Here is a 24485-nt window from a genome sequence, read left to right as displayed (position 1 = left end):
TAAGCATTATCAGAAAAAATCATAGAAATAAATTAAAGGGATGAAAGAAAAATAACTTCCAAATGTTGAATGTAAATAGTTTAAATATATTTCTGGTTACAATATTTTTGATTTTTATTTCTATCAACGATATAAAACAAGAAATAACCACTACAAAAGAGATTCAGAAGATATGTGTATTTATCACTAAATCATCTTAAGAACATACAGAGAATATTAAATCAGACTTGGTATGATTATGGCACGAATAAGTTACATAGAAGAATCAGTTACCAGTGAAATATTTACAACTCATTCATTTGATTGGTGGGTTGTCGGGGGCTCGAACCCCGGGCCAATTGATTAAGAGTCAACTGCTCTGCCGACTGAGCTAACAACCCAATGTGAGTAATTATTCACCTATACAAAGTTATAGTCAATATATTATGACCATTTTTTTCTGAATGAATAATTCATATTCAATTCCAGCAGCACTGACAAGCTAAATTGTAGCCAATTTGTTTTTAAAGTGAGATCAGACTGTTATTGTGATAGTCATCTGTGTCACAATATTTTTTGCAAACACCGTCAATATAAGGCTACTTGAAGAGCCGTAACAATTTACCTAAGAAAATAAAAATATTGGACACTATTCTATGGCAGAAAATATACACACTTCGCTTTCCGCTAAAACTGGGGAAACACAACTACAACGCAATCTAAGTAACCGGCATATACAACTTATCGCGATCGGTGGTGCCATTGGCACGGGTCTGTTTATGGGATCAGGGAAAACAATCTCTCTCGCCGGACCCTCGATCATATTCGTTTATATGATTATCGGCTTCATGCTGTTCTTCGTAATGCGCGCAATGGGAGAACTACTGCTCTCGAACCTCAATTATAAATCATTCAGTGATTTCTCCGCCGATTTGCTCGGGCCCTGGGCAGGTTTTTTCGTCGGCTGGACTTACTGGTTCTGTTGGGTCATTACCGGTATCGCCGATGTAGTCGCAATCACTTCCTATATCGGCTATTGGCAACCAGATTTTCCACAATGGCTCACTTCCCTACTCTGCGTTTCACTACTGCTGTCCCTTAATCTGGCTACAGTGAAATTATTCGGGGAAATGGAATTCTGGTTCGCCATGATAAAAATCGTTGCCATTATCGCTTTAATCGTGACAGGTGCTGTTCTGATTGGCATGCATTTTCAATCTCCAGCCGGTCATACCGCTTCACTGGCAAATATATGGAATGATGGTGGATTCTTTCCCACAGGGTTAAGTGGTTTTTTTGCTGGATTTCAGATAGCTATATTTGCCTTTGTGGGCATTGAATTAGTAGGCACGGCAGCCGCGGAAACTAAAGATCCAATGAAATCGCTTCCCAGAGCCATTAATGCCATCCCGATTCGGATTATCACCTTCTACGTGCTGGCGCTGATAATTATTATGTCAGTCACACCGTGGCGTTCAATCATTGCAGACAAAAGCCCTTTTGTTGAACTGTTTGTTCTGATTGGTTTACCCGCCGCCGCCAGTATCGTGAACTTTGTGGTATTAACCTCTGCCGCCTCGTCAGCAAACAGCGGTGTTTTCTCCACCAGCCGCATGCTATTTGGGTTAGCAAAAGAAGGTGATGCACCACAGCAATTCAGTCGCCTTTCACGCCGTTCCGTGCCTGCATCGGGGTTAATCTTCACCTGTTTATGTTTATCCTGTGGTGTGGTGCTGATTTATTTAATTCCTGATGTTATGCATGTATTTACCCTGGTAACCACCGTTTCAGCCATTCTGTTTATGTTTATCTGGAGCATGATCCTATGTTCATATTTGGTTTACCGGAAACGTCGCCCGGCATTACATAAAGCTTCAACCTATAAAATGCCATTGGGTATTATCATGTCATGGGTCTGTCTGGCATTTTTTGCATTTGTTCTGATATTACTCACTTTACGGGATGATACCCGTCAGGCATTAATCATCACGCCTGTTTGGTTTCTGGTTTTAATTATCGGTTTTCAAATTGTAAAAAAACGTAGAACACGTTTGCACAGCTAATCTATTTAAATTTTTAATATTTATATGACCTGTTGGAATAATACTCTACAGGTCTTTTTTATTGCTGCAAGCCACCGAACTACCGCTACACTTACTCTACTGGTTAAGAAAATCTTTCTTACAAAATAGGGTCACCCACCTTATTACATCAATAATATTGATCAATTCAAATAACAGGCTGCCGTTACTGTAAACTTCGCAGCCACTTTTTAAACTTATAGGAGAAAGTGATATGAAGGCATTAGTATTAGAAAAAGCAGGTCAGATTTCAATTCAAGATTGGGAAGCCCCCGAAATACTGGGTGAAAATGATGTTGAGATAAAAATTCACTCGGTGGGGATTTGCGGCAGCGACGTGCATTATTACCAATACGGGCGTATTGGGCCATTTGTTGTCGAAAAACCGATGGTCCTCGGGCACGAAGCATCAGGTGTAATCACAGCAGTAGGTAAAAATGTGACTCACTTAAAAAGTGGCGATCGTGTCTGTATGGAACCTGGAATTCCTAATCTGCAATCACCACAATCACGGGCAGGTATTTATAACCTAGATCCAGAAGTCCGTTTCTGGGCAACGCCCCCTATTGATGGTTGCTTACGTGAACGAGTTATTCACCCGGCAGCATTTACGTTCAAATTACCTGACAATGTCAGTTTTGCCGAAGGTGCAATGGTTGAACCCTTAGCTATCGGTATGCAAGCAGCCACAAAAGCAGAAATTAAACCCGGAGATATCGCACTAGTTGTTGGCGCTGGCACGATCGGAGTTGTTACCGCACTTGCAGCATTAGCCGGTGGTTGTTCTGATGTTATTATTTGTGATGTGTTCGATGAAAAATTAGAAATTGCGAAACAGTATCCAGGTCTCCACCCGGTTAATAGCAAAGTACTCGCTGAAAAAGTTAACGCATTAACCAATGGTAATGGCGTCAATACTCTCTTTGAATGTAGTGGAGCAAAATCAGTCATTGCCACTATTTCAGAGCACATTGCACCGGGAGGAATCGCTGTTCTGGTCGGTATGCCCATCGATCCAACGCCACTTGATATTGTCTCGGCTCAAGCTAAAGAGATCACATTCAAAACTATTTTCCGCTACGCAAATATGTACCCTCGTACTATCCGTTTACTTAGCTCTGGCAAGCTCAAGGTAACCCCGTTATTATCCGCAACCTATAAATTTAAAGACAGCGTTAAAGCTTACGAACGAGCCGCGGAGGGTCGCCCGACAGATATCAAAATTATGTTGGAAATGGAGTAACACATGGCGCTCTATGCTGGTATCGATTGCGGTACACAAAGTACTAAGGTCATTATTGTCGATAGCCAAAAAACGCATATATTGGGTGAAGGTATGACGATATTGCTCGCCGATAATTCTCCTGGTGAACGACTCAAAGTCACTGGCATCCAAAAATCTTTAATGTGGAAGCGACTCCCGTGCAGCAGGGACAAAACCGGGAAAAATGATCAATAATTTCTCATGATGAAAAAAACAAACCTCGCTATTTTAAACGAGGTTTGTCGGTTTATTTCAATTGACCTTATTTCAACTCATTTAGTTTTGTATTGCACCTCAGCATCAATAAAACGCTGTTGCGCTGCGCTGCTCGGCGCTTTACCCAACAGACTCACAATCACGATCGCAATAGAAGCTAAGATAAAGCCAGGAATAATTTCATACAACGCAAACCACTGGTATTTCATCCACACCAATACCGTGACGGCCCCTACCAACATCCCCACTAATGCGCCATTACGTGTCATACGTTTCCAGATAACAGAAATCAGTACGACCGGGCCGAACGCAGCACCAAATCCAGCCCATGCATTACTTACCAGAGCCAGTACTTTATTGTCCGGATTGGTTGCTATCACCATCGCGATGACCGCCACCAGCAACACCATGAAACGCCCCACCCACACCAACTCTTTCTGGCTGGCAGATTTACGGATAAAGGGTTTATAAAGATCTTCCGTCAAAGCACTTGCACACACCAGCAACTGACAGCTTAAGGTACTCATCACCGCAGCCAGAATAGCAGAGAGTAAAATGCCCGCTACCCACGGATTAAACAGTACAACCGCCAATTCCATAAAGATACGCTCACGGTTGGCTGTGACCGGGCCAGACAGTTCAGGATGAATTTCAAAATAAGCAATACCGAAGAAACCGACAGCAATTGTGCCTGCCAAACATAACACCATCCAGGTCATACTGATACGACGAGCTTTGCGGATAGTATGATGGGAATCTGCCGCCATAAAACGCGCGAGAATATGTGGTTGACCAAAATAACCTAACCCCCAACCCAACAGCGAGATAATGGCAATAAAGTTCAACCCTTTAAACATATCCATATAAGCCGGACTTTTTGCTGCGATCAGAGCCATAGAGGTATCAATACCCCCCACAGAGAAAATAACGATAATCGGGGTCAAGATAAGCGCAAAGATCATTAATGAAGCCTGAACCGTATCAGTCCAACTAACCGCCAGAAAGCCGCCTAAGAAAGTATAGGCAATTGTTGCTGCCGCACCGAGCCACATGGCTTTCTGATAACTGATACCGAACGTACTTTCAAATAACAATCCTCCGGCAACGACGCCAGAAGCACAATAGATAGTGAAGAAGATCAGAATAACCAGCGCAGAAATAATACGTAGGATTTTACTGCTATCGTCAAAACGACTGGTGAAATAGTCCGGCAATGTTAGCGCATTATTATTGATTTCCGTCTGGATCCGTAGCCTGCCTGCCACCAATTTCCAGTTCAGATAAGCACCCAAGGCAAGTCCAATGGCTATCCAGCTTTCTGAAATCCCCGCAAAATAGACCACGCCAGGTAAGCCCATTAATAACCAGCCACTCATATCCGAAGCACCGGCGGACAAAGCCGTTACCACGCTACCTAATCGCCTTCCCCCCAAGATATAGTCATCAAAATTTTTAGTTGAACGATAAGCCAAAAAGCCTATCAACAACATTCCAGTAATGTAGACAATAAAGGTGATTAGCATTGGTGTATTTACTGTCATGCAAGTTCTCCATAGTGTTATCTGTGTTTTGCAAATCCGCAGTTCTCCCGGGTACACAGAGTTTTCCCTGTCAGGTTCAGGAACGTTGCACCTGATTGCACCTAAAAATGGTCCATAATTCTAAATTGAAATAATTATTTTTGTAACCAATTAGAAAGTTACAGTGAATCCTAGATTAGCATCAGGTAATTTAACAACTAATTAACGCCACTTTTTACAAAAAACGTTTACTGAATCACATTTATTTGATTTAAAAATTATACTTTTTAACCATTTCAGGGTTACACCCCTATGTTAGCTATAAAATGTTAAACCAATGTGTATCAACCAGATAAAATCACAAAAATAAATATATCCACCTAATTATAATAACTAGATTAATTTCACAAAAACAAAACAAGCGATTCTCATAAGGTTGCACAAAGTTGCAACATGTCAGATATTATCATGCAATTTTAGATAAACCTTACCTATTAAGGAGCAAGGATGGGTAGTACAACAATGGGCGTGAAGCTTGACGAAGCAACGCGTGATCGCATTAAGGCTGCTGCACAACGGATTGACCGCACTCCACATTGGCTGATTAAACAAGCTATTTTTAATTATCTTGAACGTCTTGAAAATGATGAACAGGTAGTTGAACTCTCCGCTAACCAAGATGTTAAAGAAGAGAAAATAATCGCAGAAGAAACGGTAACAAACTCTTCTTATCAACCTTTCCTCGACTTCGCAGAACATATCCTACCGCAATCAGTAAAACGTTCTGCAATTACTGCTGCCTATCGCCTGCCAGAAACACAAGCCATTCCCATGCTGTTACAACAGGCACAATTGCCAGAAGATCAGGCTCAAGCAACTCATAAGCTGGCTTACAGCATTGCAGAAAAATTGCGTAACCAGAAAAACGGCATTGGTCGTTCAGGTCTGGTTCAAGGGCTATTGCAGGAATTCTCACTTTCATCTCAGGAAGGCGTTGCTCTGATGTGTCTTGCGGAAGCCTTGCTCCGTATCCCTGATAAAGCCACTCGCGACGCGCTGATCCGCGACAAAATCAGTAACGGCAATTGGCATTCTCATCTGGGCCAAAGTTCATCCATGTTCGTCAATGCGGCAACCTGGGGTTTGCTGTTTACCGGCAAACTGGTTTCTACCCATAACGAGGCCAAACTCTCCACTTCGCTGAATCGCATTATCAGTAAGAGTGGCGAACCATTAGTGCGTAAAGGCGTAGATATGGCAATGCGCCTGATGGGTGAACAGTTTGTGACAGGAGAAACCATCGCTCAAGCGCTGGCAAGTGCACGTAAGCTGGAAGAAAAAGGGTTCCGTTACTCCTACGACATGCTAGGTGAAGCCGCTTTAACTGAGGAGGATGCTCAGGATTATATGGTTTCCTACCAACAAGCGATTCATGCTATCGGGAAAGCATCTAACGGCCGCGGCATTTATGAAGGGCCTGGAATTTCCATTAAACTCTCTGCTCTGCACCCGCGTTATAGCCGCGCTCAATATGAACGCGTCATGAATGAGCTATATCCACGCCTGCTTTCCCTGACATTACAGGCACGCCAATACGATATTGGTATCAATATTGATGCCGAAGAAGCAGATCGTCTGGAAATTTCTCTCGATTTGTTGGAAAAACTCTGTTTTGAACCACAACTGGCTGGCTGGAATGGCATTGGTTTCGTGATTCAGGCTTATCAGAAACGCTGCCCCTTTGTTATCGATGCAGTCATTGACTTAGCACAGCGCAGCCGCCGTCGATTAATGGTGCGACTGGTAAAAGGCGCTTACTGGGATAGCGAAATTAAACGTGCTCAAATCGATGGGCTGGAAGGTTACCCAGTTTACACCCGCAAAGTTTATACTGACGTTTCTTATCTGGCTTGTGCCCGCAAACTATTGTCAGTACCTAATCTGATTTATCCTCAGTTCGCTACCCATAACGCCCATACTTTAGCTGCCGTTTATCATATGGCGGGCCAAAACTATTACCCCGGTCAATATGAGTTCCAATGCCTGCATGGCATGGGAGAACCTCTGTATGAACAAGTGGTCGGGAAAATTGCTGATGGTAAGTTAAACCGCCCATGCCGTATTTATGCGCCAGTAGGCACTCACGAAACGTTGTTGGCCTATTTAGTCCGTCGTCTGTTGGAGAACGGCGCTAACACCTCTTTTGTCAACCGTATCGCCGATACCACATTACCACTGGATGAACTGGTTGCCGATCCAGTGACAAAGATCCAAAAGCTGGCCGAAACCGGCGTCCAAATCGGTCTTCCACATCCTAAAATCCCTCTGCCTCACAATCTGTATGGCAAAGATCGCGCAAACTCAGCCGGCTTGGATCTTGCCAACGAACATCGTCTGGCTTCTCTTTCCAGTGCGCTACTAAGTTCTGCTACCGAAGAGCAGCATAGCGAGCCACTACTGGGCGGCAATTATCACCATCAAGGTGAGTTACCGGCCACTAAACCGGTTATTAACCCGGCGGCACCTTCGGATATTGTCGGCTATGTTCGTGAAGCAACTGAGCAGGAAGTCAGTCATGCGCTGGATGTCGCAACAGAAGCTGGCGCAATTTGGTTTGCAACACCACCATCAGAACGGGCTGCTATTCTGGTTCGTGCGGCGGAATTAATGGAAAACCAGATGCAACCGCTATTAGGTATTTTGGTTCGGGAAGCCGGCAAAACCTTTAATAATGCGATTGCCGAGGTACGCGAAGCGGTAGATTTCCTCCATTACTATGCGGGACAAGTTCGCCATGATTTCGCTAATGATACTCATCGCCCACTGGGGCCGGTTGTCTGTATCAGCCCGTGGAACTTCCCATTAGCTATTTTTACCGGACAGATAGCGGCTGCATTGGCCGCCGGTAACAGTGTATTAGCAAAACCGGCGGAACAGACCCCATTAATTGCGGCAACAGCGATCAAAATACTGCATCAAGCAGGTATTCCCCACGATGCATTGCAATTATTACCCGGTCAAGGTGAAACCATTGGTTCGCTTCTGGTGGGTGATGAGAGAGTGCGAGGTGTAATGTTTACTGGCTCCACTGAAGTAGCCGGCCTGTTACAACGTAACATTGCCGGACGACTTGATGCACAAGGGCGTCCAACTCCTCTGATTGCCGAAACCGGTGGCCTGAATGCAATGATTGTCGACTCTTCCGCGCTGACAGAACAAGTTATTACGGATGTGGTCGCCTCTGCTTTTGACAGTGCAGGTCAACGTTGTTCTGCCTTGCGTATCCTTTGCATTCAAGATGATGTGGCAGAACGCACCATGACTATGTTGAAAGGCGCCATGTCTGAATGCCGGATGGGTAATCCTGAACGCCTGTCTACCGATATCGGCCCAGTCATTGATGCGGAAGCCAAAGCGGGTATTGATCGCCATGTTCAAGCAATGCGTACCAAAGGGCACACGATTTATCAGGCAGCACAAGATAATGTGGTCGACAATCAAGAGTGGGATCACGGTACTTTCGTTAAACCGACACTGATTGAACTGGAAAGCTTTGATGAATTGAAACAGGAGATTTTCGGTCCGGTTCTGCATGTTGTCCGTTTTAAACGTAACGAGCTGGATAAGTTACTGGAACAGATTAACAACTCTAACTACGGTCTGACTCTGGGCGTCCATACCCGTATTGATGAAACGATTGCACAAGTTACGGCTAAGGCGAAAGTCGGTAATCTGTATGTCAACCGCAACATGGTAGGCGCTGTTGTTGGCGTACAACCATTCGGTGGTGAAGGCTTGTCCGGTACCGGACCAAAAGCAGGTGGCCCGCTCTATCTGTATCGTCTGCTCTCTTGCCGTCCTCAAAATGCGATCAACCAAACATTGGAACGTCAGGATGCTGAATATCCATTGGATGCCAATGCCCGTTCAGCACTGATGGCACCCTTTGATGCATTGACAGAATGGACTGCCAATCAGCACAACGAAGAACTAAATCAGTTAGTTCAACAATATAAATTGCTGGCACAAGGTGGTACCACTCGCCTGTTACCGGGGCCAACAGGCGAACGCAATACTTACACCCTGTTACCTCGTGGTCAGGTACTGTGTCTGGCAGATAATCAACAAGATACATTCATTCAACTGGCAGCAACACTGTCTGTAGGCTGTCAGTTGCTATGGCAAAATGATGAATTACATCAGCAACTGTTTCGTCAATTGCCAGATAGCGTCCGTAAATCAATCCATTTGGTTCAGGACTGGCAAAGTGAAGATACGGCATTCGAAGCGGTTATTTACCACGGCGACTCTGATCAACTGCGTCAAGTTTGCGAACAAGTCGCTCAACGTAAAGGCGTTATCATTTCCGTACAAGGTTTTGCCCGTGGAGAAACTAATCTGCTGTTAGAACGTCTGCTACATGAACGTTCACTGAGCATTAACACGGCGGCAGCGGGGGGTAATGCTAGTCTGATGACTATCGGTTAATTTCGTCTGTAGCTAAGGGGAACACATCAAAAATGTGTTCCCCCCAAATTAATCATCTCTTTGCTGTTTATACTTCCAGCTTAGTGACCGCCCTGCTGCCAGCTCAAATACTGTTCATACTTGCGCAAAGCAATGTTGTAGTTACTGAATGCCGACTGTGACAGCTTCTCACTCAGTTTTTCCTGAATTTTCTCTGTTGTGAACTCTTTTACAGGGTAATTGCTTGAAGTGAGCAATTCATCCAAACGTCGTAAACGCACCACATACTCACGAACAGTACTATGACTCATTTCAGTCTGTTCAAACAGGTATTGTTTGAACGACATGATGTCAAAATAATCTGTCTCGCTATTGCAATAAATCTCACTGCAAAAACGGCATAACGCGACAAATTTATCTTGCAGCTCATCCCAAGTCTTGTCATCAATCAACTCCGTCATCTCGGAGATGGACTCTTTGTTGATCACTTGGCCATTAAAAACCAAAGAGATACGGTCAAGAGCTTTGTGACAATGCAAGCAATGAGTTTGACTATGTTTGTAGTCTTTAATGTAACGGCTGAGCGGCCGTTTCTTTTGTGTTGTAACAGACATAAGAGATAAGCCCTGTGTGTAGTCTTAAACAAAAAACAAATAAGCAAAAAGTTACTTTTCCGGATTTAAGCGTGCCCGCAAGCGTTTAATCGCCTGGCTGTGTAGCTGACTTATACGGGACTCCCCGACTTCAAGTACTGCGCCAATCTCTTTCAGATTAAGTTCTTCCTGATAATACAGCGTCAGAACCATTTTTTCTCGTTCAGGTAACGAATCGATTGCCTCAATTACCCGCTGACGAACGTCACTCTCCAGCAATTGTTGTAAGGGATTGGTTTCATGCCCCTCTTCAATGACAGGTTCACAGCTTTCACCATGAATTTCATGCCATTCGTCATACGAAAACAACTGACTGTTATTCGTATCTAACAGTATCTGCCGATATTCTACCAGATCAATCTTTAATTCTTTAGCAACTTCCTGCTCACTGGCTGGACGGCCTAAGTCTTGCTCAAGTTTACGGATGATTTGCGTCACTTCGCGCGCATTACGGCGCACGCTACGCGGAGCCCAATCGCGGCTCCTTAACTCATCCAACATTGCACCTCTGATGCGTTGTACCGCATAAGTGGTAAACGCGGTTCCCTGTAAGGAATCAAAGCGTTCCACCGCATTTAGTAAGCCGATTCCCCCGGCCTGAAGTAGATCATCCAGCTCCACACACGCGGGTAACCTAACTTGTAGCCTTAACGCTTCATGGCGAACTAATGGTACGTAGCGCTTCCAGAGGCTGTTTTTGTCCATCACGCCTTCGGCGGTATACAAATCGCTCACAACAACAGACACCTTTGGAAAAAGAGACTAACCCTCATTATCCAATCCCCTAACAAGGGCAATCGTTTGAACAATGTAGTAAAAACGCTTCTTTTTCACCTATGCGAAATTTATTGTCCGCCTAATAGTATCACAAATTTTAGGCTGTTCCCGATAAACTCCTAAAAAAGAAGGACCGGCGAACCGATCCTTGATTTATTTGGATTTTTATGTGAATTAGGTTCACATATTGCCCTAAGCTGAGCAATTAACGCAGCAGAGACATTACGTTATTAGGAACTTGGTTAGCCTGAGCCAGAACCGCAGTACCTGCCTGTTGCAGAATTTGACCACGGCTCATATTAGATACTTCAGTTGCGTAGTCAGCATCTTCAATACGGCTACGAGCAGCGCTCAGGTTGTTAACCGTGTTGTTCAGGTTGTTAACGGTAGATTCCAGGCGGTTCTGGATAGCACCCAGAGAACTGCGCAGGCTGTCAACTTGTGCAAGAGCATCGTCTAAAGATTTTAATGGTTTAGCATCACCGTCAGATTTGGATGTTTTGTCACCTACTGTAACGTTACCAGTTTTAGTATCAATAGTGGCTTTATAAAATACCTCTTCACCACCTTTATTTTTACCCGTTACAACATATTCGCCAGCAATTGCTTTACCATCTTTATCGTTAGATGCCTTAACTTTGATATCAGTAACATCAGCAATAGTTGGCGAATTTACCTTAGTATCAGTTTTACCATCAGCTCCGCCTGTAACAGACCCCACGTCAGTACCAACACGTACGCCACCTAATGAGCTAACATCAAATTTATCCAGTTTCAGAGTTTCGCTGTTAATTTTTTCCAGATTAATTTTGATAACTTCGTTATCGTTAGCACCAACCTGAATGGTCATTTCGTTCTTTTCACTTAAAACACGGACACCATTAAATTGAGTCTGCTTAGAAATACGATCAATTTCTTGTAAACGCTGAGTAACTTCGTCCTTAATAGAGTTAATATCACTACTAGAGTTGCTTTCGTTTTGCGCCTGAACAGTCAGTTCACGAATACGTTGTAAGTTGGTGTTAATTTCGTTCAGAGCACCTTCGGTAGTCTGTGCAATAGAGATACCGTCGTTAGCGTTACGTGCTGCCTGAGTCAAACCTCTAACATTTGAAGTGAAACGGTTAGCGATCGCTTGACCAGCCGCGTCATCCTTCGCGCTATTGATACGCAGACCAGAAGACAGACGCTCGATAGCGTTACCCAAAGCACCCTGGGATTTATTCAAGTTATTCTGAGTCAGCAGGGACAGGCTGTTGGTGTTGATGACTTGTGCCATAATTAGAGTTCCTTTTTAAAATCAAGTCGATATATAAGTTTGGGTTTTGCCCACGGTGTTCATCACCGCCAACAGTTTTATCGGCGCCCCTCAAAGAACCTTTAATTTTTCTTGAAAAAACTTTTTCTTTTTTATCACATTGCCCTGATAAGCCAAACAGCGTCGGTTCTTCACGACTATTCTTACCATAGAAAAATTATTTTTATTAGTAAACTTTTCTAAAAACTTACCGATAACCGGTTCAATAAAGCTTTACTAATAAAGGAGTCAATAAATGGCTAGCATTTCTTCATTAGGCGCCGGGTCGGGGATGGATCTGGGCTCTATATTGGATAAACTTCAGGCAGCAGAACAAAAACGTTTAGTACCGCTGACAGAGCAACAAACCAGTTATAAAGGTAAGCTAACCGCTTTTGGTACATTAAAGGGCAGTTTAGAAAAACTGGAAACCGCGTCTGAATCACTGAAAAAGTTCGATAAACTTAACACCACCACTGCCAGCGAAAAACATGATGCATTCGTTGCTAGTACTGATTCTAAAGCCAGCCCAGGTAACTACAGTATTGAAGTTAAGCAATTAGCGCAGGCACAATCATTACAGGCAGAAAAAGTCAGTAATATCACAAACCCTATAGGGGAAGATTTGGGTGAAGGTAAAACCCGGACAATCACCATTACTCAGCCTGGCGAAAAAAAGCCGATGAAAATCGAGCTGACATACAACCAAACATCCATCATTGAGATCCGTGATGCGATTAATAAACAGGAAGGTAATGTCAACGCCAGTATTATTAAGGCAAAAGATGGCGAAAATTATTTAGTGCTGACGGCTAAAAAAGCTGGCACTGAATCAAAAATGACAATCAAGGTTGAAGGTGACGATAAACTTGGTAAGTTTCTGGACTACACTCCAGGCACAGATGGCAATAAAGGCACAGGTGGGTTAATTCAAAGAATTGAAGCAAAAAATGCAATCTTGAAAGTTAACAATATCGAAATTGAGCGTCAGACAAACCATATTACCGATGCACCCGAAGGCGTTAAACTGGATCTGAAAAAAACGACCGAAGATAAGGATAAACCTGGGGAACATAAGCCAGAAATGTTGGTCGTATCCCGTGATATCGAGCCGATGAAAGAGGCAATTAAAAACTGGGTTGATGCTTACAATGAGTTGCAAACGACATTTGATTCGCTGACCAAATACAAGCCAGTAAAACAGGGTGAAGAACCCTCGAAAGATAATGGTGCTTTATTGGGTGACAGTACATTACGTGGAATACAGAATCAACTAAAAAGCCAGATTTTCAGCTCTCAAGCGGCGAATGATATTCCAACCCTAAATAAACTGGGCATTAAACAAAAGCTTGACGGTAAACTAGAAATTAATAACGAAAAACTAGAAAAGAATCTAAAAGAAAAACCGGCTAATGTGAAAGCATTCTTTATGGGTAACGGTAAAGAAACAGGTTTTGCCACTCAGACCCATAAGCTATTAAAAGATGCTCTGGATAGCCATGAAGGTACCTTAGTTACCGCCACCAATGGTATTAACAAGCGCCTAAAAACCCTTGAGAGACAAGTGGACAGGACGAAAGACAGTATTAACCAAACGGTTGAACGTTATAAACGCCAATTTTCACAACTGGATAAAATGGTCACTTCCTTGACACAGACCGGTAACTTCCTATTACAGCAGATGAGATAATTAAAGGAAATTATGTATCAACGTTCGGCAAGTCAATTATATGCCCAGATAGATGTGGAGAGCGAAATTATGAATGCCTCCCCCTATCAGTTGATTCAGATTTTGTTCAACGGGGCGCTTAGCGCCCTACGTCGAGCAATTATTCTGATGGAACAAGGTAATATCGCAGAAAAAGGTGCAGCTATTTCCAAAGCGATCAATATCATTGATAATGGCCTCAAACAGGGGTTAGATAACGAAAAAGGTGGAGAGCTGGCACACAATCTCGCTTCCCTTTACGACTATATGACCCAACGTTTACTCCACGCTAATTTACGTAATGATGAATCAGCCATTACCGAAGTAATCAAGTTACTCACCGAGATTTCAGACGCTTGGCGGCAAATTGGCCCTCATTACAACGGCAGTCAGGATATTGTTTAATGGATAATGAAATGGATCTTTTGTCAGCTTACCAACGGATCCTAAGTTTAAGTGAGCAAATGCTTAATTTAGCCAAAAATGAAAAATGGGATGAACTTGTTGATATGGAAATCACCTACCTCAAGGCAGTAGAAGTGATCAGCCACTCTTCAATATCATCGACAACTTCTCTTTCGTTACAGCAAAAAATGACCAACATCTTGCAGATAATTTTAGATAATGAAAATGAGATTAAAAAACTACTACAGAAAAGACTTGATGAGTTAAGTAAACTCATCAAACAAGCAGGCCGACAGCAATTATTAAATGATAGCTACGGCCAATTTCCTGTTGAACCTTATCATACTCTTATGAATTCTACGGAACAAAAGTAATTGAGAAATAAAGGTGATGTATCTTCATCACCATTATTTACTCGTTTTGTAAGCTTGGTTTAGAATTTATTGATTTTGATTTTAATTTTAATCTTAATAAATAGATAATAAAAATTTATTAATAAAATAGTGTTCTGCTTTTCATTCTTAATATCTTATACGCCAATGAAAGGTACTTTACATTTCTGACAAAAATGAAGATAAGCGTCTTTAAAACCTTGTAGTATCCCGATTTACAAATCAGGATTGTCCTTCATCCTCATATTCCCCATCGTGACTAATGGGTATCAATAAGCTGTTATATATCATATTGTTATTGGTTTATAGAATAACAACATGGGCAGAAATGCAATCTCAGTATGAGCTATGGATTGCTTCTCAGCACGACAAACCAGAAATAAAACCGATAGTTGCACATCCATAAAATCAAAAGCCACCTGCAAATCCGGGTGGCTATCCCAAAACAGGAAATACAAAAGGTTTATGACAATAGACATCAATAACTTAATACCTACACCTGCATATTCATAATCTCTTGATAAGAAGCCACCAGCTTATTTCTTACCTGGACACCCATTTGCAAAGCGATACTGGATTTTTGCATATTCACCATAACATCATTCAATTCAACACCGGGTACACCTAGGGTAAAATCCTGAGTTTGTTTTGTAGCATTCAAACGTGTCTGATTAATTTTACCAATGGCTGCCGTTAGTTGACTGGCAAATCCCCCCTGCAACGGTATTGGTTTTGCGATACTTGCTGCCTGTAGCGCCTGAGCCTGCATCTGTTGCAGCACACCTTCAATTGCCTGAATTGACATAAAAACCTCGTGTTAAACCACCCTATACCCTACGCAATTCAATGCCATATTAACCTGAGATTTATACAGCATATTTTTAGATTGCCACCCTAACATAGCCCCCTCAATCTAAAGCGGGTAATTAAAGTAAAAAGTCAGGGCTTATTGTGCCATTAAAAGATGAGTGAACAGCGAATAATGACAAGAATGAAAATAGGAAGAATTTTTTCGCTTGCGTATGGGGAGTCTGTTTTGTTACGCCACGCTTTTAGTATTCATGTTGAACAGCAAGGCAAGGATCGTCTATGAGTGCCGCAACAACTGACGTTGAAAATCAAACTAAAGGTTTCAGTGCTATCATTAATCAGATAAAAGCTGATCCTAAAGTGCCATTATTAGTTGCCGGCAGCGCAGCCATTGCGATTGTCATTGCCCTTTTCCTGTGGTTACGCAGCCCCGATTATCGGGTGCTTTACAGTAATCTGAGCGATAAAGATGGTGGCGATATTGTCACACAACTAACCCAATTAAATATCCCTTACCGTTTTGCCGAAAATGGTGCGGCTATCATGATCCCTGCCGAACAGGTGCATGAGACACGGCTAAGATTGGCACAACAAGGGCTACCTAAAGGTGGAGCTGCTGGATTCGAACTACTCGATAAAGAAAAGTTTGGGATCAGCCAATTTAGTGAACAAGTTAACTACCAAAGGGCATTGGAAGGTGAACTGTCACGCACCATTGAATCTTTGGGGCCGGTGCAAAATGCCCGTGTTCACCTTGCACTCCCCAAACCCTCGCTGTTTGTTCGTGAACAGAAATCGCCCTCAGCTTCCGTTACTGTGGGATTACTGCAAGGCCGTACCCTGGATGAAGGCCAGATAAATGCCATTGTCCATATGGTTTCCAGCAGTGTCGCTGGCTTACCACCGGGCAATGTCACTATCGTTGATCAGACCGGACGTCTGTTGACCCAAGCCGACGCCACCGGACGCGACCTAAACACCAGTCAACTGAAATACATTCAAGAAGTAGAAAACCGTTTCCAGCATCGTATTGAAGCGATTCTGACTCCGGTTGTCGGTCGTGGTAACGTTCACGCACAAGTGACAGCTCAGGTGGATTTTTCACGCCGCGAAGAGACAGCGGAAGAATATAAACCTAATCAGCCACCAAATCAGGCGGCGGTTCGCTCAAAACAGTTAAGTGAAAGCGAACAAAGTGGCGGCCCTCAGGTTGGCGGTATTCCCGGTGCGCTTTCCAATCAACCAAGCCCTCCACCGAGTGCACCGATTGATAAACCCAACACCAAAGAGAACAATAAAAACGACAAGAGCGATAAGAAAGCATCATCCGCTGGTAGTAGTCACGAGCGCATGGTCAACAGTAATCGCAATAACCGCCGTGACGAAACCACAAACTATGAAGTGGACCGGACTATTCGCCATGTGCAACAGCAAGCTGGCGGTGTTGAACGCTTATCTGTCGCCGTTGTCGTCAATTATGCCACGATAGCAGGCAAAAATGGCCCGGAAACTCAGGCGCTAACACCGGAACAATTGGCGAAAATAGAAGCGCTGACCAGAGAAGCAATGGGCTTTTCCAAAGAGCGTGGCGACAGTTTGAATGTGGTTAATACACCATTTACTGAAAGCAAAGAAAATATCGAAGTGATTCCTGTATGGCAGAATCCGGTTCTGCTGGAAAAAGCCTTTGATTTTGGTCGCTACCTTCTGTTGATACTGGTGGCATGGCTTCTGTGGCGCAAAATGGTGGTTCCTCAACTCGCCAAAAAACGTGCCGCAGAAAAAGCCGCCCTTGAAGCACGGAAAGTGCAGAAAAAACAAGTGACTGAATCGAGTGCGGAAATGGATGAAAAAACCCGCCAGAGACTGACACGTCAACGGGTCAGTGCTGAAATTCAAAGCCAACGTATCCGCGAACTGGCAGAAAAAGATCCTCGCGTAGTAGCGCTGGTGATCCGTCAATGGATGAGTAACGAACAATGAGCCTGAACGGAACAGAAAAAAGCGCCGTCATGTTAATGACCCTGGGAGAAGATCAGGCGGCCGAGGTGTTTAAGCACCTGAACTCCAGGGAAGTCCAACAACTCAGTATCACCATGGCGGGTATGCGCCAGGTTTCCAACCAGCAACTGGTCGATGTCTTAGCCGAGTTTGAAGAGGATGCCGGCCAATATGCGGCACTGAGTATCAATGCAAGTGACTATCTGCGTTCGGTGTTGATTAAAGCGCTGGGTGAAGAACGCGCTTCCAGTCTGCTTGAGGATATTCTCGAATCCCGTGAAACCACTACCGGTATGGAGACCCTCAACTTTATGGAACCTCAAATGGCAGCCGATATGATCCGTGAAGAACATCCACAGATTATCGCCACCATTCTGGTTCACTTAAATCGCGGACAAGCAGCCGATATCCTTGCGCTGTTTGATGATAAATTACGCAACGACATCATGCTACGTATCGCGACTTTCGGTGGTGTACAGCCGGCTGCACTGGCTGAACTCACAGAAGTGCTCAATAACCTGTTAGACGGTCAAAATCTCAAGCGTAGCAAAATGGGTGGCGTTCGTACCGCAGCTGAAATTATCAACCTGATGAAAAGTCAGCAAGAAGAGAATGTTATCGAAGCCATGCGTGCCTACGATAACGAACTGGCACAAAAAATCATCGATGAAATGTTCCTGTTCGAAAACCTTATCGATGTGGATGACCGCGGTATCCAGCGCCTGTTGCAGGAAATCACAACTGACTCCCTGCTCATTGCACTGAAAGGCTGTAACCAGCAACTGCGCGATCATTTCCTCAACAACATGTCTCAGCGTGCCGCAGAGATTATGCGCGATGACCTGGCAAACCGTGGTCCGGTGCGGATGTCGCAAGTGGAAAGCGAACAGAAAGCGATTCTGCTTATTGTTCGTCGTCTGGCGGAAAGCGGTGAGATTATCCTGAATGGTGGCGACGATAGCTATGTCTGATAAGTTAAACAATGCTGACTGGCAACCCTGGAAACCAAACGAACTGACACAGTGGGAAAAACTACGGGCCAAACCGGAGCCCGTTGATGACTCACAGAAAGACTCTGAGCGCAATGAAATCCTTGAACAGGCGGCAATGCTGGATAACCTGAAAGAGCAGGCTCGCCAGGCAGGCCATGAACAAGGATTTACCGAGGGCCAAGCACAAGGTTATGAAAAAGGTTACCAAGCCGGCTTAGAGGCCGGTCTGGAACAGGGGCTAAAAGATGCCATTCAGCAACAGAAACCTATCACAGAGCAGTGGCAAAATCTGCTAGCCGATTTCCAACACTCATTGGAAGGGCTTGACACGATCATTGCATCCCGCTTGATGCAACTGTCACTGACCGCAGCAAAACAGATCCTAGGTCAGCCCGCGATTTGTGATGGCACTGCCCTGCTCAATCAGATCCGTGAATTTATTCAACAGGAACCGATGTTGAGTGGTAAACCTCAATTGCGGGTTCATCCACGAGATATGCCAATGATTGAACAACAATTAGGCAATACGCTCTCATTACACGGCTGGCGCTTATTGGCAGATAACAAACTACATCCTGGTGGTTGCAAAATCAGTGCGGATGAAGGCGATTTGGATGCCAGTCTGGCAACCCGCTGGCATGAGTTATGCCGGCTGGCCGCACCGGGAGAATTGTAATGACAGCAAGACTCGGACGCTGGCTGGCGACACTGGATGCTTTTGAGCAGAAATTAGCGAAAACTTCGCCAGTGCGTCGTTATGGACGTCTGACCAGAGCGACCGGGCTGGTTATGGAGGCAACGGGTTTACATCTGCCTCTGGGGGCAACCTGCCTGATTGAACGACAAAATGGCAGCAATATTGAAGAAGTTGAAAGTGAAGTTGTCGGTTTTAATGGCGAAAAACTGCTCCTCATGCCACTTGAAGATCTGGAAGGAATTGTACCCGGCGCCCGTGTATACGCACGCCCGTACAGTGAAGATTGTGGCAGTGGACGCCAGTTACCCCTTGGCCCGGAACTGTTAGGACGGGTTTTGGATGGCGCCGGTCGTCCACTGGATGGGTTTCCTTCGCCAGATACCGGCTATCGTGCCCCACTCACCACACCGCCAATCAACCCTCTGCAACGTACACCAATCAGTGATGTACTGGATGTCGGTGTACGAGCGATTAATGCCCTACTGACCGTAGGCCGTGGGCAACGTATGGGGTTGTTTGCCGGTTCCGGGGTGGGTAAAAGTGTTCTGCTTGGCATGATGGCACGTTATACACAGGCTGATGTGATTGTCGTTGGCTTGATCGGTGAACGTGGCCGCGAAGTTAAAGACTTTATTGAAAACATCCTTGGCGCCGCCGGTTTAGCCCGCTCAGTAGTTGTCGCCGCACCCGCCGATATTTCACCCCTGTTACGCATGCAAGGTGCATCCTACGCGACCCGGATTGCCGAAGATTTTCGTGACCGGGGTCAACATGTATTACTGATCATGGATTCATTGACCCGCTACAGTATGGCGCAACGTGAAATTGCCCTAGCTATTGGTGAACCTCCGGCAACCAAAGGCTACCCTCCTTCGGTTTTTGCTAAACTTCCGGCGCTCGTGGAACGTGCAGGCAATGGAGTGAATGGCGGTGGTTCCATTACCGCATTCTACACCGTACTGACCGAAGGTGATGATCAGCAAGACCCGATAGCCGATGCGGCCCGAGCGATTCTGGATGGTCACATTGTCCTTTCTCGCTCACTTGCGGAATCAGGTCACTACCCGGCAATTGATATTGAAGCTTCTATCAGCCGCGCGATGACGGCACTCATTGATAAGCAGCACTACCGACGGGTACAGCAGTTCAAACAACTACTCGCAAGCTATCAGCGTAACCGTGATCTGATTAACGTCGGTGCTTATGCGGCAGGCAGTGATCCGCTATTGGACAAAGCCATTGAGCTTTATCCCTACATGGCACAATTTCTACAGCAAGATATTGAAGAACGTAGTGAATATGAAGCTGCCTGCATTCAATTACAACAGTTGTTACCTACGTAACGTAACGATTTTCTGTGTGTTGCCATTAAAGCGAGGAATAAGATGCAGCAACAATCACCTCTCATGACCTTGCGTGACCTTGCACAAAATGCAGTGGAAAAAGCCGCCACCCACCTGGCACAAGTTCGTCAGAACCATCAGCAAATGGAGCAACAACTCGCAACGCTGGTGGGCTATCAGGATGAGTACCGGATGCGCCTGAACGACACGCTCAGTGACGGTATGCCGTGTACGACCTGGCAAAACTACCAGCAATTCATGAAAACGCTGGAAAAAGCGATTGAACAGCACAAATTACAGCTCAATCAATGGCAACAGCGGCTTGAGACCGCTTTATCACAGTGGAAAGAAAAGCAACAACGTCTCAATGCCTTTGATACTTTACAACAGCGGGCAGATAACAACCGAAGATTACAACAGAACAGAACGGAGCAAAAACAGATGGATGAGTATGCCCAACGTAGTGCACAACGGAGAAATGGATAATGAATGTCACTCTTTTGCCTGCTGACCTGAAACCGGCAGAAAATCAGCAAACGCGCGGTGATTCTCTCACTAACGCCGATCAATCTTCTGTCTTTGCTCAGTTTCTTAATCTGGAAACCGAGCTGACACAGAAAGGTATGGTCAAACCGGGAAAAGTGTCATCCAAAGAAGGAAAAGAGACCGCGGATGAAACAGACATCGGTTTATCGCCACTATTGTCTATCCCAAATGAATTACCTATCTCAAATGGAATGCCAACGGAGCCGATTACCTCCTCGCAGGTTCCCCTTGATGTAAAAGCAGATGCAAACAAACAACCGGTTTCTGTTGATGAGAAACTCATGTCAGCAGAAGAGCTGGCGGCAAGTTTACCTATACAATTATCCGGGTTAGCCATCAAACCAGAAAACCAGAAAAGTAGCCTCCAACCTGACGGACTCATTAAGCATAATGATAAAAACCGTCAAATTAGTGCTAAAGAATTAGTCGTTACAGGATTATCGACTAAGGAAAATCCGCTAACCACGATTGCAGAACAACCAGAACAAAAAGAACAAACAGAAGAAAAAACAGAAGTTCTTTTTAAAACCAAACCTGAAAACGGACTTGGGCAAAATTCTTCGGTAAAACCCAAAATTGCTGCCACAACTCTCCAGCATGAAACTGTAACTCAACCCCATCCACGTGAATCAGCATTAATTCAAACCCCTGCTCAAGCTGAAAGCCAGCCCGCGCCAGCAGTCACTGAAAATCAACAAACCGGGCAAATCTCCTCTGTAGCAACCTCTCCTCTGCTTTCTGCCGGGCATAACCAGACAGCCCAGTTTCAGTTATCCAGTGCTTCTACCCCCTTACTGAATGCCCAGTTGGGTAGTGAAGAGTGGCAACAACAATTAAATCAACAAATCATTTTATTTAACCGCAATGGCCTGCAACAGGCAGAACTACGCCTGCATCCACAAGAGCTAGGCGCATTGCAAATCCGTATGTCTGTTGAAGATAATCAAGCGCAATTGCATCTGGCATCGGCTCACAGCCATGTCCGGGCCGCACTGGAAGCGGCATTACCGGGACTTCGCCATGCCTTGGCAGAAAGTGGCATTCAACTGACCCAAAGCAGTGTCAGCAGTGACAACGCCAATTCGTGGCAACAAGAACAACGTTCTGGTTCACAACATTCGGGCGGCACCGCAAGTCACCATGCGGATACCGCCTCGGAAAACCATTCCACTACTGAATCCACAGTACATTTAACACCTCATCAACTGGCATCGGTTCGGGGCGGTGTGGATATTTTCGCCTGATGATGGAAGGTATTGATACGTACTATAAACAAGGCTCACAACAAACGAACGAGTTAGTAGTTTTTTCCCCGTTTGTTCCAGCTATTGCCGGCGGAAATACGCGGGATAATGATTATCGATATTGATGGATAAGCCAGTCCGCCACGGAGCGCGTGGACACTTATCCGCAACAAAAACAGGAATTTGTCTGTCCATGTCTGACTATAGCTACGAGCGTAAACGCAAAAATCCATTTGGGATGATACTGTTAGTACTGATTGCCGTTATCGGGGCCGCCATCGGGGGATACAGTTGGTGGGCACTTAAACAGGCAAAAGAGAGTAACTCTGTGGCATCCAAAACCATAGAAGTCCCGGTCTTTATGACTCTGGAGCCTTTTACCGTCAACCTGATCGACAATGAAGATCACTTTGACCGAGTGCTCTACATTGGTGTGACTCTACGTTTAGCCGATGAAAAAACTCGTCAGCGCTTCCACGAGTATCTGCCGGAAGTTCGTAGCCGTATGTTGTTGTTGCTATCACGCCAAAAATCAGCCGATCTGGCGCATGACAACGGCAAATTGCGTCTGATGGACGACATCAAGCAAACACTGCGCCCAACCTTGGTACCCGGTGAACCGGATCAGGTCATCACCGATGTGCTGTTTACCACGTTTATTCTGCGATAATCACCATGAGTGACAATATTCTTTCACAGGCAGAGATTGATGCTCTGCTCAATGGCGACAGTGCCAGTGACGACGCAGAAAATACCGCGTCCAGGGAAAATGAGATTCGCCCTTACGATCCCAATACCCAACGCCGTGTTATTCGGGAACGTCTGCAAGCACTGGAAATTATTAATGAACGCTTTGCTCGTCATTTCAGGATGGGGTTGTTTAATATGCTCCGCCGTAGTCCTGACATTACAGTCGGTGCAATAAAAATTCAGCCTTATCATGAATTCGCCCGTAACCTGGCAGTACCGACCAACCTTAACTTGGTTCATCTGAAACCGTTGAGAGGAACAGCGCTGTTTGCATTCGCACCAAGCCTGGTTTACATCGCGGTAGATAACCTGTTTGGTGGTGACGGACGTTTCCCGACCAAAGTGGAAGGTCGTGAATTCACCCATACTGAACAACGAGTGATTAATCGAATGTTACGTATGGCGCTGGATTCCTATCGTGATGCCTGGAGTGCCATTTTCAAAATTGAAGTGGAATATATCCGCTCTGAAATGCAGGTAAAATTTACCAACATTACGACATCACCGAACGATATTGTGGTGACAACGCCATTTCAAGTGGAAATTGGTGCGTTGAGTGGTGAATTTAATATCTGTATTCCGTTTGCCATGATCGAACCCCTACGGGAACGTCTGACCAATCCACCGTTGGAAAATGTCCGGCAAGAAGATAGCCTGTGGCGAGAAAGCCTGGTAAAACAGGTTCAGCATTCAGAACTGGAATTAGTCGCTAACTTTGCTGATATCCCGCTGAGGCTGTCAAAAATCCTGCAACTCCAGCCGGGGGATATCTTACCTATTGATAAACCCGAACGCCTGATCGTTCACGTCGATGGTGTGCCCGTGCTCACCAGTCAGTACGGAACATTAAACGGGCAATATGCCCTGCGTGTCGAACACCTTATTAACCCTGTTTTAAATGCTCTGGATGAGGAACAGCCCAATGAGTGATGCTAAGCAACCCACAGATACCGCTTCAACCGGATCTGCCGAAGATATGTGGGCAGAAGCGCTGGAACAACAGGCAGCGCAACAACAAACCTCTGACAGTAGCGCGGCAATATTTGAATCGCTGGAGCCTCAGGATGCACTGGCTCACTTATCGGATATCGACCTAATCCTGGATATTCCGGTCAAATTATCCGTAGAATTGGGCCGGACAAAAATGACCATCAAACAACTACTGAGATTATCTCAAGGTTCAGTGGTTTCCCTTGATGGCCTCGCCGGGGAGCCGTTGGATATTTTAATCAATGGATATCTGATTGCTCAGGGTGAAGTTGTGGTTGTATCCGATAAATACGGTATCCGTATCACCGATATCATCACCCCTTCTGAACGTATGCGTCGCCTGAGTCGTTAAT

The 24485-nt window shown here is 44.9% G+C and carries 21 protein-coding genes and 1 tRNA gene; 16 read left to right on the top strand and 6 right to left on the bottom strand.

What is annotated here, in order from left to right; all coding sequences use genetic code 11:
• Nucleotides 1–304: 304 nt before the first annotated feature.
• Nucleotides 305–380, bottom strand: a tRNA-Lys gene (locus KZ793_RS05420).
• A gap of 255 nt (nucleotides 381–635) precedes the next feature.
• Here KZ793_RS05420 and cycA point away from each other — a divergent pair.
• The 3 genes from cycA to KZ793_RS05405 all read left to right on the top strand — a co-directional run bounded on the left by cycA (nucleotide 636) and on the right by KZ793_RS05405 (nucleotide 3519).
• Complete coding sequence (cycA, locus tag KZ793_RS05415) at nucleotides 636–2042, top strand: D-serine/D-alanine/glycine transporter (RefSeq protein ID WP_118984301.1); 1407 nt, start codon at nucleotides 636–638, stop codon at nucleotides 2040–2042.
• Nucleotides 2043–2274: 232 nt separating this feature from the next.
• Complete coding sequence (locus KZ793_RS05410; RefSeq protein ID WP_225814139.1) at nucleotides 2275–3303, top strand: NAD(P)-dependent alcohol dehydrogenase; 1029 nt, start codon at nucleotides 2275–2277, stop codon at nucleotides 3301–3303.
• Nucleotides 3304–3306: 3 nt separating this feature from the next.
• Nucleotides 3307–3519 (top strand): hypothetical protein, encoded by a 213-nt coding sequence (locus KZ793_RS05405; RefSeq protein ID WP_225814354.1) that lies wholly within the window; start codon nucleotides 3307–3309, stop codon nucleotides 3517–3519.
• A gap of 77 nt (nucleotides 3520–3596) precedes the next feature.
• Here the strand turns inward: KZ793_RS05405 and putP are convergent, their stop codons facing one another.
• Nucleotides 3597–5081 carry a sodium/proline symporter PutP gene (putP, locus tag KZ793_RS05400; RefSeq protein ID WP_225814137.1) on the bottom strand — a complete coding sequence of 495 codons (1485 nt, stop codon included), beginning with the start codon at nucleotides 5079–5081 and terminating at the stop codon, nucleotides 3597–3599.
• 486 nt (nucleotides 5082–5567) lie between these two features.
• On the opposite strand from putP, the gene putA reads away from it, so the two are divergent.
• Entirely contained in the window at nucleotides 5568–9548 is a 3981-nt protein-coding gene (gene putA / locus KZ793_RS05395) for a trifunctional transcriptional regulator/proline dehydrogenase/L-glutamate gamma-semialdehyde dehydrogenase (protein ID WP_225814135.1), read from the top strand.
• 80 nt (nucleotides 9549–9628) lie between these two features.
• Here putA and fliZ read toward each other — a convergent pair whose 3' ends face one another.
• The 3 genes from fliZ to KZ793_RS05380 form a co-directional block, all read right to left on the bottom strand.
• Entirely contained in the window at nucleotides 9629–10141 is a 513-nt protein-coding gene (fliZ, locus tag KZ793_RS05390) for a flagella biosynthesis regulatory protein FliZ (RefSeq protein ID WP_011146218.1), read from the bottom strand.
• 51 nt (nucleotides 10142–10192) lie between these two features.
• A complete protein-coding gene (locus KZ793_RS05385; RefSeq protein ID WP_036775524.1) occupies nucleotides 10193–10915 on the bottom strand; it encodes an RNA polymerase sigma factor FliA in 723 nt (240 codons plus the stop codon).
• Between the two features lie 247 nt (nucleotides 10916–11162).
• The gene (locus tag KZ793_RS05380) at nucleotides 11163–12236 is read right to left on the bottom strand and encodes a FliC/FljB family flagellin (protein WP_225814133.1); all 1074 of its coding nucleotides are present in this window, start codon (nucleotides 12234–12236) and stop codon (nucleotides 11163–11165) included.
• 274 nt (nucleotides 12237–12510) lie between these two features.
• On the opposite strand from KZ793_RS05380, the gene fliD reads away from it, so the two are divergent.
• The 3 genes from fliD to fliT are packed head-to-tail and all read left to right on the top strand — an operon-like array spanning nucleotide 12511 to nucleotide 14741.
• Nucleotides 12511–13944, top strand: a complete 1434-nt coding sequence (gene fliD, locus KZ793_RS05375) for a flagellar filament capping protein FliD (protein ID WP_225814131.1) — start codon at nucleotides 12511–12513, stop codon at nucleotides 13942–13944.
• A 12-nt stretch (nucleotides 13945–13956) separates the two neighbouring features.
• A complete protein-coding gene (fliS, locus tag KZ793_RS05370; protein WP_118984314.1) occupies nucleotides 13957–14367 on the top strand; it encodes a flagellar export chaperone FliS in 411 nt (136 codons plus the stop codon).
• Nucleotides 14367–14741, top strand: coding sequence for a flagella biosynthesis regulatory protein FliT (gene fliT, locus KZ793_RS05365; RefSeq protein ID WP_225814128.1), 375 nt, complete (start codon nucleotides 14367–14369; stop codon nucleotides 14739–14741). Before fliS ends, fliT begins: the two co-directional genes overlap by 1 nt.
• Before the next feature lie 511 nt (nucleotides 14742–15252).
• On the opposite strand, the gene fliE is transcribed toward fliT, so the two are convergent.
• Entirely contained in the window at nucleotides 15253–15564 is a 312-nt protein-coding gene (gene fliE / locus KZ793_RS05360) for a flagellar hook-basal body complex protein FliE (protein WP_225814126.1), read from the bottom strand.
• A 284-nt stretch (nucleotides 15565–15848) separates the two neighbouring features.
• Between fliE and fliF the strand changes: the two genes are divergently transcribed.
• The 9 genes from fliF to fliN all read left to right on the top strand — a co-directional run bounded on the left by fliF (nucleotide 15849) and on the right by fliN (nucleotide 24484).
• Nucleotides 15849–17552, top strand: coding sequence for a flagellar basal-body MS-ring/collar protein FliF (fliF, locus tag KZ793_RS05355; RefSeq protein ID WP_225814125.1), 1704 nt, complete (start codon nucleotides 15849–15851; stop codon nucleotides 17550–17552).
• Nucleotides 17549–18541, top strand: coding sequence for a flagellar motor switch protein FliG (gene fliG / locus KZ793_RS05350; protein ID WP_118984318.1), 993 nt, complete (start codon nucleotides 17549–17551; stop codon nucleotides 18539–18541). The genes fliF and fliG overlap by 4 nt, the downstream gene beginning before the upstream one ends.
• Nucleotides 18534–19238: a flagellar assembly protein FliH gene (gene fliH / locus KZ793_RS05345; RefSeq protein WP_225814124.1), complete on the top strand. Its 705-nt coding sequence runs from the start codon at nucleotides 18534–18536 to the stop codon at nucleotides 19236–19238. Before fliG ends, fliH begins: the two co-directional genes overlap by 8 nt.
• Nucleotides 19238–20602, top strand: coding sequence for a flagellar protein export ATPase FliI (fliI, locus tag KZ793_RS05340; RefSeq protein WP_225814123.1), 1365 nt, complete (start codon nucleotides 19238–19240; stop codon nucleotides 20600–20602). The genes fliH and fliI overlap by 1 nt, the downstream gene beginning before the upstream one ends.
• Nucleotides 20603–20644: 42 nt before the next feature.
• Entirely contained in the window at nucleotides 20645–21088 is a 444-nt protein-coding gene (fliJ, locus tag KZ793_RS05335) for a flagellar export protein FliJ (protein WP_225814122.1), read from the top strand.
• Nucleotides 21088–22392, top strand: coding sequence for a flagellar hook-length control protein FliK (locus tag KZ793_RS05330; RefSeq protein ID WP_225814121.1), 1305 nt, complete (start codon nucleotides 21088–21090; stop codon nucleotides 22390–22392). The genes fliJ and KZ793_RS05330 overlap by 1 nt, the downstream gene beginning before the upstream one ends.
• 193 nt (nucleotides 22393–22585) lie before the next feature.
• Nucleotides 22586–23062 (top strand): flagellar basal body-associated protein FliL, encoded by a 477-nt coding sequence (fliL, locus tag KZ793_RS05325; protein ID WP_225814340.1) that lies wholly within the window; start codon nucleotides 22586–22588, stop codon nucleotides 23060–23062.
• Between the two features lie 5 nt (nucleotides 23063–23067).
• A complete protein-coding gene (fliM, locus tag KZ793_RS05320) occupies nucleotides 23068–24072 on the top strand; it encodes a flagellar motor switch protein FliM (RefSeq protein WP_225814120.1) in 1005 nt (334 codons plus the stop codon).
• Complete coding sequence (fliN, locus tag KZ793_RS05315; protein WP_021324075.1) at nucleotides 24065–24484, top strand: flagellar motor switch protein FliN; 420 nt, start codon at nucleotides 24065–24067, stop codon at nucleotides 24482–24484. The genes fliM and fliN overlap by 8 nt, the downstream gene beginning before the upstream one ends.
• Nucleotide 24485: the final 1 nt, after the last annotated feature.

It is taken from the genome of Photorhabdus antumapuensis (assembly GCF_020387775.1).
Taxonomy (GTDB): domain Bacteria; phylum Pseudomonadota; class Gammaproteobacteria; order Enterobacterales; family Enterobacteriaceae; genus Photorhabdus; species Photorhabdus antumapuensis.
This window is presented reverse-complemented; position numbering and strand designations above follow the sequence as displayed.